The sequence below is a fragment of the Ligilactobacillus pobuzihii E100301 = KCTC 13174 genome (assembly GCF_000349725.1).
Lineage (GTDB): Bacteria > Bacillota > Bacilli > Lactobacillales > Lactobacillaceae > Ligilactobacillus > Ligilactobacillus pobuzihii.
Genome location: NZ_KB714686.1, coordinates 1 through 13836, shown reverse-complemented (window position 1 = coordinate 13836; position 13836 = coordinate 1). Strand labels below are relative to the sequence as shown.

The window sequence follows — 13836 nt, the reverse complement described above, 5'->3', positions numbered from 1 at the left end:
AAAGAAGCTGCCGTCGTAACTGGGTTTCCTGCTGTTGTATAAACATTAGCTGGCGAACCTAGACTATCCATAATATCAGCTCGACCAATGACCGCACTCAATGGTAAACCAGAAGCTAAGGACTTCCCGACACTCATCAAGTCCGGTTCTATCCCAGAGAAGTTTTCGATCGACCACCATTTACCGGTCCGCCCCATCCCTTGATTGATTTCATCAACGGCAAACAAAATACCATGCTCATGCGCAAACTGATAGATTTTTTCCATAAATTTCTGTGGTGCCTTAGTGATACCCCCATCACCTTGAATCGGTTCGATCAAGATCACCGCTGTTTCTTCTGCTGGTAGATAAGTTTCAAATGGCAATTTAAAGGCTGCAAACATCCGATCTACAAATTCATCTTCTGTTTCATTCGGTAGCTGTGCCCATGCGTCTGGATAAGGCATCTTAACTACTCCTGGTAACATTGGTCCCATTTTACGTGCCATATTCAAACTACAACTCGACATACTCATTGAGCCATAAGTCGACCCATGGTAAGCACCCGTAAAACTCACCAAGTATTGACGCCCTGTATAACCACGTGCAAATTTAATGATCGCATCGTTTGCGTCAGAACCAGAATTTCCCCAACTGAGTTTTACTGGACCAGAGATAGGCGCCAATTTACACAAACGATCCGCCAATTTAGCGGCGGGAACATTAGCAAAATAAGCTGGCGTATATTGGATCAATTTGCTGGCTTGTTTTGAGATCGCATCAACCACATGGGGATGTGCATGTCCCGTATTAGTTGAAGAAGCACTGGCTAACAGATCAATATACTCTTTACCGTTAGCATCACGTAACAATGCCCCTTTTCCTGATTCGATTGCAATATCGTAATACTGTACTCTTTGTGGAGCTAAAGCATGACTCTCACTAGCTAAAATATTTTCATTTGTCCCCATAAATAATCGACCTCCCTAGTCTTTTTCCTCTTTATTATTCAAGTTAGAATTTTGCATACCATAACATAGGTAAATTAAGATTCCTAAAACAAACCAACCGAGTGAATAGATTTTTGCCTGTTGATCTAAGCCCATAAAGACCACAAATGAGCCCAAAAAAGCTAATGCTGGCATCACTGGATACCACGGCATCTTAAACCCAGCTTCTGGCAGATCCTTGCCTTCGCGTGGACGCAACCGGTAGATCCCCAAAGAAACAAACATAAACGCGATCAAGGTCCCTGCCGAGATCAACTGTGATAAAGTAACAAAAGGTAACACTGCCCCGATCACAACTGCAATTGCTGTCAAGAAGAACAAAGCATGATTAGGCAAGTTGTTTTTGTTGAGCTGACCCAACCATTTTGGCAACATTCCATCACGACCAAAAGAATATAACAAACGTGAACCGGCCAACATCATACCTATTAAAGCCGTAAACATTCCAACTACGGCGATTGCTTGTACAACAACAGCAACGAGTGGATGTCCCGCATGACGTAAAGCCCAACCAACTGGTTCAGCATTATCGGTATAATTAGTATATTTAAACATCCCAACTAAAACCAAAGCCACAGCCACAAACAAAATAACTGCGATCACCAAAGATCCTAGGATCCCACGAGGCATTGTCTTGGAAGGATTCTTAGCCTCAGCAGCATTCGAAGCGATCGAGTCAAAGCCGACATATGACAAGAAGATCGAAGAAACTCCGGCATAAATTCCTTGCCAACCACCAAAAGCAGTCCCATCAGGATTTGGATGATATTCTGGAATAAACGGCACATAATTTTCACCTTTGATCGCAGTTACACCAACAACCAAGAAAATCACAACTGCCAAGACTTTCAAAACAACCAAAACATTTTCGACTCGTGCTGCTTCAGAAGCACCACGTGATAAAACAAAAGAAACGATCAGCATAGCAATGATAGCTAACAAGTCAAACCAACCACCATTTGTTCCTAAAGTATTGGATAATTGACGAGGCAGCTCAATACCTAAAGGTGATAATAACCCCCGCAGATTTGCTGACAGTCCTGAACCGACAAATGCCACGGCGATAAAGTACTCAGCCAACAAGGCCCAGCCGGCGATCCAACCAAATCCTTCGCCAAACACTACATTGACCCAAGAATAAGCTGAACCAGCAAATGGCATGGTTGAAGACATTTCTGCGTACGCAAAAGCAACCAAAGCGGCCACTACAGCAGCTGCTAAAAAAGAAAGAGCGACAGCGGGACCTGCGTGTTTAGCAGCTACTACCCCTGGCAATGTAAAAATAGAAGTAGAAACGATTGTTCCCACACCCAGTGCTAAAAAATCTTTAACCTCTAAGACTTGTAGCAAATGCTTATCCTTACTTTTATATACTTCTGGATCTTCTTTACGGGTCATTTTTTTCCAAATGTTGGCCATATTTTCTCCTCCTGCTCACTATGTATTAACTAGAATGATCTCTAAAATTTAAAAAGTTATTTGATCAAGCTACTTTATTTTTATAAACAAAAAACGCCCCACGAAGCACTAAGACTTCATAGGGCGTTTTTTGCGCGGTACCACCTATCTTTGTCTCGTCATTTAATAAACAAGACCTTAAAATATTGCGAAGACTGCAATATTGATCCGGATAATGGTGGATGGCCATCAAAAGCTATCTAAAATAAATTTCACTTTTACTGTTCAGAGGCGAGATGCTGACGGGTTTATCGGTTTCTCTCAGCAATAAAACCTCTCTGTCTCACTTATATTCGTCAACTATCCTCTTCAACACATTTTCATTCTAATTTAATTATAAACTAATTTAACGCCAGAAAATGATAAAGTCAAGTTTATTTTTAATTGAGATTAGGACATTTTCAAGTCAGTGACACTTGTAATAGCTAATAAATAACGTCTTTTATAAAATGAGTGATTTCACACTTAAAAATATAAACACTAATAATTAAGACATAATTTTGCTTGATGTATTCAATGATAACCGAAATACCTTGGTTATCTAGCGACCCAAGCTCAGAACTGTCACTTGATTATCTTCGTGAATATAATCCAACATACTGACTCGTTTGTCATTTTATGGTTTCCTTCTAACTTTTTGACACGAGAGATTAGGCAGGCTGTCAATGATTGCGATTTGCCCAGTTTGCGCGTACTCCTGGGTTAAACCGTGACGCAGTGCCATAACGACCGGCAAAAGTTGATGTGCCCGTCGATTAAAGCGAGTGCGGTCACAGGTAACCTGATTCGGGATAAACAGCTTAGCCCATGCGAAAAATTTACGTTGTGATTGCATGTTGGTCGTCATTTGTAGGCAAAGTAAAGCTAAAATCTGAATGTCAGAAACTTGTGTGTGTTCGACATTGCGCCGATTGGAGATCAGAGAAGGACAATAATTGGTGGTAAAGGTACCCACAGATTTTTTTATTGTTCTAAATCGGCTTGTAAATTATGCCATTTTTGTTTAAACTTTAAGTGGTCCAATATGGTTATACTCCTTTTTGTTTGATCACTTAAAAGTCTAACCTTATTGGGCTTTTTTTGTAAAATTTTGTACTAAATGTTTGATTGTTACGAACTAGTACCACACGTTATACCATGTGTTTTTTCATAACATACTCCTAATAATTTTTTCATCTAAAAATATAATTATTAGGTACCACTAATTATATCTAATAGATAAAAACAATATATACCATAGTTTTTTCTCATACCCACAAGCTGAACCAGCTTAACCGCAGTCAAGAACGGGGCATATTTTTTGAAACCCACAAAAAATTCTCACGTCTAGCATTTGACTGCACTCTCACTTAAAGTTCAAAAAACATAACTTATAAGTTACGTCTGTCTTATCTATGGATCATGATTAAAAAAGTTACGAGATGTCATAAATTAGTCGTACAGGTCGTACCCGAAATAGAGTAAGTCGAGAGACCATTTTGTTACGCATCAGCAACATTTTACGGCTTAATCAGGCTGATGTCTTTGATGAACAGGAAAACGTGCGTCAGAATACCTTTCTCCACGATCAAAAGACAGTAAAAGCCAACCATTTATACTTAAAAATCATCATTGGTGATTTACTAGCCTATCAAAATTGGTTGCAGCAAAAAATTTAGTCTCGCCCTGGCTCTTTCCTTCCCTGCAACACCCCGAAAAACACATCACGGAAAAATAATTTTATAAAATAATACGTAGAGTGGGCGTTTAGACTAATTAGGATGCACACTATGTGCAAAACTGGCGCCTACCGCGTTCTATGCAATCTAATTACAATATCGGACTAGTCATGCACCTGCTCGATCACAGCAGTGAAGCCATGACACTCACTTATTTAGGATTAAATCAAGCTAGTACGGAAGAAATGTTAGACAATATCAATTTTGGTTGACCAGTATGTTTAAATTAAATAAAGACTACGCTAAATGTTAGGAGAAATAATATGACAGAAAGATGGTTGGCATTAACGTTGCTAAACAAACCCTAGTAAATTTTTTAAAAGAGTCTTTCTTCGTACAAAGATATAACCCTTGAAGGCACAAATATACAAAATATAATTAGCATCGTCTTTTGTCCTAAAGGAAATAAAGAATCATTACTAAAAAACTTTTTTCACGAAACAAAAACTAATCAATCAGGGACTACTTGTTATAAATAGACCCTGAAAATAAAAACATGGTTTTAAAAAACACTCAATATACGGAAAAAATACTTCCTGTTGTTAAGTGTTTTTCAATTAATCTTATATTTTTTGGCTTAGCTAAGCTTTTTAATTAGTAATAGTTCTAATGGCTTCTCTTTCATTATTGCTATTACCGTATTTACTTGGTAAAACTTCATCAAATTCATTAGTATTCGTAACAATCATCATTACTGTTGTATCATAACCTTCCTGTTCTATAGATTTCAAATCAAAATCTACTAATAAATCTCCCCGTTGTACTTTCATTCCTTGCGCCACATGGCTATCGAAATATTTACCCTTTAGTTCAACAGTGTTGATCCCAATATGAATCAATAGTTCCGAACCATTTTCTGAAGCAATTCCTAGTGCATGTCCAGTTTCATAAGCTACTCTAACAATTCCCGTAACTGGGGCATATATTTTACCTTCAGAAGGAGTTATTGCAACTCCTTCTCCTAAACCTAAAGATGAAAATACTGGGTCATTAACATCAGTTAGTGCAAAACTCTTTCCTTTGACTGGTGCGTATATCGTTTCGTTACTAGTTTTCTTTTCTTTTTGTATATCTTCTTCCTTATTTTCGATCATATCATCATTATAACCAAACAAGTAAACCAAAATAGTTGTCAAAAAGAAAGAAATAGCAATTGCAATTAAGAAAGCAACAAAGCCTTTTCCGACAAAGACCGGAATATTTAATACTCCTACCGGCCCTGGTGCTATTGAAGCACTATTTGCTCCTCCCACAATAGCTCCTGAAATTGCTGAAACCCCACAAGCTATATAAAATGGTTTCTTATATTTTAAGTTCACTCCATAAATCGACGGCTCCGTAATACTAAATAAGCCAGTAATTGCTGCTGGTAAAGCAATTTCTTTAACTTCTCTTTTTTTTGTCTTTAAAAAAACGCCAAACGCTGCCCCTGCTTGAGCAAAATTAGACTGACCACTTAAACTACTTATCGTATCTCGTCCATACAAAGAAATATTATTATACATCAATGGCACAATACCCCAATGTACACCAAAAACAACGAGTGCTTGCCATGCACCGCCAAAAATAAGGCCACATACAATCGGGCTCAAATCATACAATGCAGTGTACCCCTGACCAAGCATATTACCTAAACCGGTTACAATTGGGCCAATCACGAGGTAGGTAATTGGTACAGTAATGCTAATTGCCAATAAAGGAGTTAATACATTCTTTATTGCCGGATGAAAATGATCATTACAAAAATGTTCTATTTTAGACATAAAATAAATTGCAAAAATAATTGGCAACACTGATGAAGCATATTTAGCACTAATTACAGGAATTCCAATAAAATTCATTACATCAGTGCCCTTGTTGAAAAGTTCCACCATATTTGGATATACTAAAGCCCCTGCAACCGCAAAAGCAAGGTACATATTAGCCTTAAATTTTTTTGCCGATGTTGCAGCTAAAAGAAAAGGAAGAAAATAAAAAACTGAATCTGCTGCCGCAAAGAGTATTTGATAAGTACCTCCTTTTTCACTTAAACCAAATTGAACGGCAAGCATGAGTAGGCCTTTTAACATTCCTCCTCCTATCAAAGCAGGTAAGACAGGAGTAAAGATACCTGATATTAAATCAATAGCTCTATTGAATAAAGAACCCTTTTCGGTATCATTTTCATCATTATCGTTATCTGTATCTACAAGTTGTATTAGCTGATCATATACATCAGCTACTGTATTCCCGATTACAACTTGATATTGTCCGCCACTTTCAACAGTTTGTATAACTCCTGTCACATCAGAGGTAGCATTTTTATCAGCTTTTTTTTCATCTTTTAATTTGAAACGTAAACGAGTTGCGCAATGCACCACACTACTGACATTTTCTTTCCCACCCACGGTAGACAATATTTCTTCTGCTTGTTGTTTATATTCCTTTTTAGACATAAAACAGAATCCTCCTTAATTACTTGCCATCCTAAAATAAGTGTATGGTTTACCTTTTATAGTTATTGATAGCTGCATGATATTTTCTGGGATAGGACAGCCGGAAAAGCCCCCATCTCCGATAGCAACAATGTCTGCACCAGTTTCTTTAATTTTTAAAGCTACTTCTCGTATTGTATTTACGTCTGCACCTTCAACGGAACTATTTAAAAAACTCATAGCTAATGTTCCTTCTTTATACGTGTGTGCAAAATAAACAAGCTCTTTAATGTCTTTGACACTAATACCACTTCTAGTCCCCGGAGCTGGTAAATCAATAACATCTGCTCCAGCATCAATTAATCTTCTAATCTTTTCTTTAGAATCATAAGTTGCTAGAGGATCTCCTAAGACTTTTTCATTAACTCCATCTTCCCATTTACCAGCAAAGATCAACATATCCGAGCCACAAATCTCGCGTACTTTCTTGGTTGCTTTGATAACATCATCCAACGAAGTCCCCGTTCCAGGATTTCCACCTAAAATAATAAAATCTATTCCTAAATTTTGGCACATCTGAATGTGAGCTTTAGTTGCTAGCATGCCATTCTTATCATAAAGTTGCTCATCTTCATTCGAATCCTTACTAGGACACCCTAAATAAATTCCAACAGGAACTTTAACCCTTTCCTTCAGTTCGGAAACAGTTAATCCTTGCATCCCTAAATTTTTTTCAGGTTTGTCAAAATTAAAAGTATTTAGCAAAATCAGGTCTGCACCAAATGCTTTATTTATTTCTGCATTCGTAATCCCTCTAACTAATCCGACGCTATCAAACAGTAAATGCTGCGCCATGATAACACGTCCTTCTGATTTTAGAATAGAAGTTTTTAAGTTTCTTCCATTCATTTGAGCAATATCGTTATATGTTGCATTAATTAGTCTCTTAACATTTTTCAAAAGTATAGCCTCCTTAATCTAAATATTTTTTAGCATTAGAATCTTTTATTTTTTTAAATTCATCAATGCTGTTATCTTCAATTGCGCCTAATTCATCAACTCTTCTTTCGTGACGTCCACCAAGAAAATCAGCATCCAACCAATCCTTGACGATCATCTTGGCTAATTCACTACCAACAACCCTAGAACCAAACGCTAAAACATTAGTATTGTTATGTTGTCGCGACAATTGTGCTGAATATGGTTCACTACAACAAACCGCACGAATTCCCTTCACCTTATTGGCCGCTAAAGAGATACCAACACCTGTTCCACAAATTACGACACCCAAATCACATTCTCCACTAGCTACCGCTTCAGCGGCTTTTTGCCCATAAATAGGATAATCCGTTCTTTTATCTGAATATGTGCCATAATCAACAGTTTCATAGCCTAAACTTTCTACATACTTCATAACTGTTGGTTTTAAAATATAACCTACATGATCTGAACCAAAAGCAATTTTTGTCATAAAAATTTACCTCTTTCTATATGTTATTAATTTTTGTTATTAGACTCTAACTCACGCAAACTCTTAATGATTTTTTCATAACTACTTTGTTTACCAAACAATGCCGAAGTTCCTAAAACAAAATTATCGACTCCCAGTAGGCTTAACTCCTCTATTTTTTCAGGTGAAATGGCTCCATCCACTCCTAAAAGGAACGCTCTATGATCCTTGAGCTGAGCTACCTGTTTAATTTTAGGAAACACAAAATCTAGAAATTTTTGTCCAGCAAAACCTGGATTAACCGTCATTATTAAAACTGCATCCACAAGGGGAAGTAACTCTTTAACTGTCTCAACCGAGGTATCCGGGTCAATTGCTATTCCTGCCTTTTTATTTAACTGATGAATCTGATCAATTGTTTTAGCTGGATGCCTGTCTGCCTCTGGATGAATGTAAATAAGTGAAGCTCCTAAATTTGCAAACAATTCAATATATCTACCTGGATTGTTAACCATCATATGCACATCAACAGGCCTTTTTGCCTTTTTAGCAATAAATTCATAATCTTGTAAACCCATTCCAAAATTTGGGACAAATTCCCCATCCATGATATCCATATGAAACATGTCTACTCCTGCATGTTCCAACATAGAAACCTCAGCATCTAAATTTGAAAAGTCAGCACACATCATTGAAGGACTTAAAATCATATTATAATCTCCTTATATCCTTTTTGAGTAATCGATTACTCAAAAAACAAAAATTAAACGATCTTACTAGACCGTTCCTCTTTTAACTAATTCAACAGCTACTCGCTTATTACGCTCTTCTTGTCCAACATACTCGCCTCTTATCAACTTAACTAGTAGTTCACAAGCATTGCTGGAAATTTCTTTTATATTTTGTTTGACTGTAGTTAATTGTGGATAGCATATTTTTGCTACCGGTGCGTCATCAAAACCAACTAACTTCATTTTTTCTGGCACTGTAATATTTAATTTATATGCTGCCATCAATATTTCTACTGCCAGACTATCACTCATAGCAAATATTCCAAAATTGTTTTTTTGCGTTTTTTCTTTTAAAAATTTACTTAGTTCATTAGACTCCCCCTTATAATGGTAAACCACACCTTTTATCTCTTTATTACTACTTACTATATCTTGAAATCCTTTTAGACGTTCACTTGCGGCTACTGTCTTTGTATTTTTTAATACAAAAGTAATGTCATTCGTTTGTTTAGAAAGATACTGTGTTGCTTTTTTTGCCCCACTATAGTTATCCGATCCAACAAAATAAATCTCCTTGTTTCTGGGTTCTCTGTCGATACAAACAAAGGGTGTTTCCACATCATCTAAATTTATTTCATTAGCACCACCAACCAATATGATCCCGTCTACCATATTTCCTTCTAAAATTTCAAAATATTCCTGTGTCCTTTTTGAATCACTTTCGGTATTACAAATAACAGTTGAGTAACCTAAAGAAAAAAATTTTTCTTCTATTTCTTGTACAACGCTTGAATAATATGTATTTAAAATATCTGGAACAATTATACCAATAGTATCGGTTCTTCTAGCCCTTAGACCCTTGGCAATTTTATTAGGCTTATAATCATAAAATTGAATTACCCTTTCAACTTTCAATCGTGTTTTTTCAGAAAAACGACCATTATTATTGATAACTCTAGAAACCGTAGCCGTTGAAACTCCTGCAAGTTTAGCTATTTCTTTTAAACTAATGTTTTTAGGCATAACAATTATCAGCTCCGAATATACAATATCATTGAGTAATCGATTACTCAATGATATTGTAACCCATCTATACTTAATGTCAAGACTTACAATTAAATCAAACACTCGTGATGTCGTGATTATGTTAAATAGCCTGTAACATAACACCTTTTTAAAAATATGATTTAATTTATATATAAACGTGTGTGCTAGTTCGTAACAATCAAATATTTAGTACAAAATTTTACAAAAAAAGTCCAATAAGGTTAGACTTTTAAGTAATCAAACAAAAAAGGAACATAACCATATTAAACCACTTAGAGTTTAAACAAAAACTGCATAATTTACAAGTTGATTTAGCACAATTAAAAGAAATCTGTGGGTACCTTTGACAGCACTCGATTTAATCGGCGGGCGCATCAACTTTTACCTGTCATTATAGCATTGTGTCATGGTTTAACCCAGGAGTATGCGCAAACTGGGCAAATCGCAATGATTGACAGCTTGCCTAAGCCCTTGTGTCAAAATTTTTTCTGCAATAGCTGATATCGGGTACAATGCCACCAAAACCACGTATTTTTACGGGCTCAAAACCCATGTAGCTATGACAACCACCGGCTACATTTTAAACTATGCTGTAACACCGGCTTCAGTTCATGATACTCAAGCTGCGTCGACTTAATTGACAATCGTCCTTGTCCCTTTGTTTTAGGTGATGTAGGCTATGTTGGTCAAAGTCTAAAAGAAGAATTCGCTCAGTTAGGGTATGATCTCTGGACTCCATATCGTTTCAATATGAAAGGTGCTAAACAACATAACAGTCGTGCTTTAAAGAAATTACGTCGCACTATTGAATCACGGTTTTCAATTTTGATAGACAATTATGGTATTGAACGCAACTGGACCCGCTCGTTTATAGGTTTTTGGCTAAAAATTGAATTAACAGTTTTTGTTTGCCTTGGACTTTTTTTATTCTATTTTATAATTTTTATAGCATAAACGCGTTTCAAAAGTCTGAATACTTAATGTAACGCCATTCCTGTCCTGCGCTTTGCTACGGTCAAAAATAGCGTAAACAACGTTACACACTGGCTTCAAAACGACTTTTGCCTCGCTCACTTTCCTACTACTATGAAGCAGGATGTGTCATACTATCGGCAATTTGTTTAATGTCCTTGGGCGTTGTGCGGCAACATCCCCCAATAATTTTTGCACCAGCAGCCAGCCACTGAGGGGTTAATTCAGCAAATGTTGCTGCATGTTCATTTGTGACCCACTTTTTTGTTTTAGGATCATATGTGTCACCATTATTAGGGTAGATGATAATTGGTTTTGAAGTATTTGCTGAGATAACTTTCAATGCATCCAAAACAGTTGCCATGGCGACACAATTAATACCGATTGCAACTATTTGTGGATTCGATTCAAAATACGCAATCGCTTCGGCCAATGACGTCCCATCACATAGATGATTAGCATCTTTAATGCTAAAAGTTATCCAAGCTGAATAATTCGAAAAGTTATTATTTAATAAACTAGCAAGAGCTTTCGTCTCTTCAAAATTTGGTTGCGTTTCAAATGCAAACAAGTCAACGCCAGCTTTTGCTAACAGACTCATGCGCTGATAATGGAACTTTTGATATTCCTCGGCTGATAATTTGTACGCACCCGTGTATTCACTACCATCCGCTAAATAAGCGCCATATGGACCAATACTACCCGCGACAACTGGATACTTCGCCCGCTGTGCTCGTTTTGATGCTGTCAAAGTACCAAAATAATCATTTCGTGCATCAATCGCTAATTGCGCAGCATCCAAAATTAACTGCTTGCTCTCATCCGGTTGAAACCCTTCTTTTTCAAATTGCTTAACATTTGCTTGATAAGTATTTGTAATCGCAATATCGGCTCCTGAATGAAAGTAACTTTGATGAACTTTTTTAACAGCATCAGGATTATTTATCAAAGCTGTTGCAGACCATAGATCATTGCTTGTATCAACACCATATTTCTCCAATTCGGTCGCCATGGCGCCATCCAGCACTAATCCTGATTTTTCTTTTAAATTGTCGTTAATTAAATTCATAACTGACCTCCAATAAAAACTAGGTTGAAAATTCTAACTAATAGGTGCATCCTTTTATTTGTTCATTTCTCATAATTCTATATTAAAATAAGTAAAATGCAATTATTTTACGAGGAGGATTTTTAATGGAAAAACCACATTACGAACTTAAAAGACGTATGGAAGCACGTCATCTTCTCATGATTTCATTAGGTGGTGTCATCGGTACGGGACTTTTTTTAAGTTCTGGGTATACGATCAATCAAGCTGGTCCGATTGGCACAATTTTGGCTTACACCCTTGGAGCAATCATTGTTTATCTTGTCATGTTATGTCTCGGAGAGCTTTCTGTTGCCATGCCACAAACAGGTTCTTTTCATGTTTACGCAGATAAATATATTGGCCCCGGAACGGGCTTCACGGTGGCCATCCTTTATTGGTTAACTTGGACTGTCGCCCTAGGTTCAGAATTCACTGCTGCTGGTTTAATTATGAAAACTTGGTTTCCAGATACAGCAACCTGGATTTGGAGTCTTTTGTTTATGGTTATTATCTTCACCTCAAACGCTTTATCAGTAAAGGTCTTTGGTGAAACAGAATTTCTATTTTCAAGTATTAAAGTCATTGCAATTGTTCTCTTTATTATGCTTGGGTTACTAGCAATTTTTGGCATCTTACCAATCAAAGGCTATTCACATGCTCCACTATTTCATAACTTAGTAAAAGATGGTGTCTTTCCGACAGGATTTAAAAGCGTCTTTACAACCATGTTAACGGTCAATTTTGCATTTTCAGGAACAGAATTGATTGGGGTAACTGCTGGCGAAACCAAAGATCCTGAGAAAAATATTCCCAAAGCCATTCATACTACCTTATTACGATTAGCAATATTTTTCATTGGTAGTATTGTTGTCATGGCGTCACTCATACCATGGCAGCAGGCTGGTGTGGATCAAAGCCCCTTTGTACTTGTCTTTAATAAGATTGGTCTCCCTTTTGCTGGCGATTTAATGAATTTCGTCGTTCTAACAGCCATATTATCCGCTGCAAACTCTGGCCTGTATGCTTCAACAAGAATGCTCTGGTCGCTGGCCAATGAAGGCATGATTCCACAAAAATATGCCAAAACAAATTCACGTGGTGTCCCAATGATTGCCTTAATTCTTAGTATGCTGGGTGGTATTTTAGCACTATTATCAAGTGTCGTTGCTGCCTCTACCATATATCTCGTATTAGTTTCAATTTCCGGATTAGCAGTTGTTATTGTCTGGATGGCCATTGCTTACGCACAAATTAATTTTAGAAAACAATGGTTAAAGGATGGCCATACAACCGCGGAACTCAAATTTAAAACACCTTGGTATCCTATTTTACCTTGGTCCGCACTCATTCTAAGCTTTCTATCCTGTGTCCTAATTGTCTTCGACCCAACACAACGCATGGCACTATTCTATATGATACCTTTTCTAATTATTTGTTATGGTGTTTATTATGGTAAACAAAAAATTCATCAAAAAAAGCAGGCTTCCCGGTCAAAATAAATTTCTACCACGAAGAGGCTGGGACAAAACTCAGCTAAATTAAAGCACCAGAGTGAAGATAAAAATCTTCGTTCTGACACTTTTTTCAATGTAAAATATTCTTATCAAAGTTTCTAAAACCATTAAAAAAAGCGTTGTCTCATCCCCCAACATTCAAGATTATCCCTGATATGGTTCGGGGATTAAAGAAAGTAAAAAGGGCGATGGGTATCGTCATGATGACCATGAATATGACAAAACTAGCAAGAATGGGAGGATAAACTCTCGCCTCTTTTATTAAAAAATAAAGCAGATCAGAAAAAACCATGGATTTTTCTGATCTGCTTTTCAATTTAACTGAAACTATTTTGTCCTAACATCTGGTTCTTATGGTATAACGCGTGGTGCTAGTTCGTAATAATTTCATCTTCATCAAAACTAAAAAAACCTAGATTGTAAACAAAAACTGTTAATTCAATTTTTAGCCAA

9 protein-coding genes and 3 pseudogenes are annotated in these 13836 nt (G+C 36.7%); 3 read left to right on the top strand and 9 right to left on the bottom strand.

What is annotated here, in order from left to right; translation table 11 throughout:
• From LACPOB_RS11580 to LACPOB_RS13320, 3 genes and pseudogenes are all read right to left on the bottom strand, one after another.
• Positions 1-950, bottom strand: a 950-nt coding sequence (locus LACPOB_RS11580) for an aminotransferase class III-fold pyridoxal phosphate-dependent enzyme (protein WP_017867204.1), incomplete at its 3' end; no start/stop codon positions are given.
• A gap of 15 nt (positions 951-965) precedes the next feature.
• Positions 966-2408 carry an APC family permease gene (locus LACPOB_RS0102200; RefSeq protein ID WP_017867203.1) on the bottom strand — a complete coding sequence of 481 codons (1443 nt, stop codon included), beginning with the start codon at positions 2406-2408 and terminating at the stop codon, positions 966-968.
• Positions 2409-3069: 661 nt separating this feature from the next.
• A pseudogene (locus tag LACPOB_RS13320) lies at positions 3070-3473 on the bottom strand (IS982 family transposase); the annotation flags it as partial.
• A 452-nt stretch (positions 3474-3925) separates the two neighbouring features.
• Between LACPOB_RS13320 and LACPOB_RS12930 the strand changes: the two are divergent.
• A pseudogene (locus LACPOB_RS12930) lies at positions 3926-4377 on the top strand (tyrosine-type recombinase/integrase); the annotation flags it as partial.
• A 378-nt stretch (positions 4378-4755) separates the two neighbouring features.
• Here LACPOB_RS12930 and LACPOB_RS0102185 read toward each other — a convergent pair.
• The 5 genes from LACPOB_RS0102185 to LACPOB_RS0102165 form a co-directional block, all read right to left on the bottom strand.
• Positions 4756-6600 (bottom strand): beta-glucoside-specific PTS transporter subunit IIABC, encoded by a 1845-nt coding sequence (locus LACPOB_RS0102185; protein ID WP_017867201.1) that lies wholly within the window; start codon positions 6598-6600, stop codon positions 4756-4758.
• Positions 6601-6615: 15 nt separating this feature from the next.
• Positions 6616-7539 (bottom strand): DUF7916 family protein, encoded by a 924-nt coding sequence (locus LACPOB_RS0102180; protein WP_017867200.1) that lies wholly within the window; start codon positions 7537-7539, stop codon positions 6616-6618.
• 13 nt (positions 7540-7552) lie between these two features.
• Entirely contained in the window at positions 7553-8050 is a 498-nt protein-coding gene (gene rpiB, locus LACPOB_RS0102175) for a ribose 5-phosphate isomerase B (protein WP_017867199.1), read from the bottom strand.
• Between the two features lie 26 nt (positions 8051-8076).
• Positions 8077-8739: a ribulose-phosphate 3-epimerase gene (gene rpe, locus LACPOB_RS0102170; RefSeq protein WP_017867198.1), complete on the bottom strand. Its 663-nt coding sequence runs from the start codon at positions 8737-8739 to the stop codon at positions 8077-8079.
• Positions 8740-8805: 66 nt separating this feature from the next.
• The gene (locus LACPOB_RS0102165) at positions 8806-9783 is read right to left on the bottom strand and encodes a LacI family DNA-binding transcriptional regulator (protein ID WP_017867197.1); all 978 of its coding nucleotides are present in this window, start codon (positions 9781-9783) and stop codon (positions 8806-8808) included.
• A gap of 363 nt (positions 9784-10146) precedes the next feature.
• Between LACPOB_RS0102165 and LACPOB_RS12415 the strand changes: the two are divergent.
• A pseudogene (locus LACPOB_RS12415) lies at positions 10147-10761 on the top strand (IS982 family transposase); the annotation flags it as partial.
• Positions 10762-10891: 130 nt separating this feature from the next.
• On the opposite strand, the gene mmuM reads toward LACPOB_RS12415, so the two are convergent.
• Positions 10892-11848: a homocysteine S-methyltransferase gene (gene mmuM, locus LACPOB_RS0102160; protein WP_017867196.1), complete on the bottom strand. Its 957-nt coding sequence runs from the start codon at positions 11846-11848 to the stop codon at positions 10892-10894.
• Between the two features lie 125 nt (positions 11849-11973).
• On the opposite strand from mmuM, the gene LACPOB_RS0102155 reads away from it, so the two are divergent.
• Positions 11974-13368, top strand: coding sequence for an amino acid permease (locus tag LACPOB_RS0102155; RefSeq protein WP_017867195.1), 1395 nt, complete (start codon positions 11974-11976; stop codon positions 13366-13368).
• Positions 13369-13836: the final 468 nt, after the last annotated feature.

Excerpts from the sequence above, each read along its gene's own strand:
- LACPOB_RS0102165 (WP_017867197.1), bottom strand. The coding sequence starts at position 9,783 with ATGCCTAAAAACATTAGTTTAAAAGAAATAGCTAAACTTGCAGGAGTT.
- rpiB (WP_017867199.1), bottom strand. The coding sequence starts at position 8,050 with ATGACAAAAATTGCTTTTGGTTCAGATCATGTAGGTTATATTTTAAAA.
- mmuM (WP_017867196.1), bottom strand. The coding sequence starts at position 11,848 with ATGAATTTAATTAACGACAATTTAAAAGAAAAATCAGGATTAGTGCTG.
- LACPOB_RS0102185 (WP_017867201.1), bottom strand. The coding sequence starts at position 6,600 with ATGTCTAAAAAGGAATATAAACAACAAGCAGAAGAAATATTGTCTACC.
- rpe (WP_017867198.1), bottom strand. The coding sequence starts at position 8,739 with ATGATTTTAAGTCCTTCAATGATGTGTGCTGACTTTTCAAATTTAGAT.
- LACPOB_RS0102200 (WP_017867203.1), bottom strand. The coding sequence starts at position 2,408 with ATGGCCAACATTTGGAAAAAAATGACCCGTAAAGAAGATCCAGAAGTA.
- LACPOB_RS0102155 (WP_017867195.1), top strand. The coding sequence starts at position 11,974 with ATGGAAAAACCACATTACGAACTTAAAAGACGTATGGAAGCACGTCAT.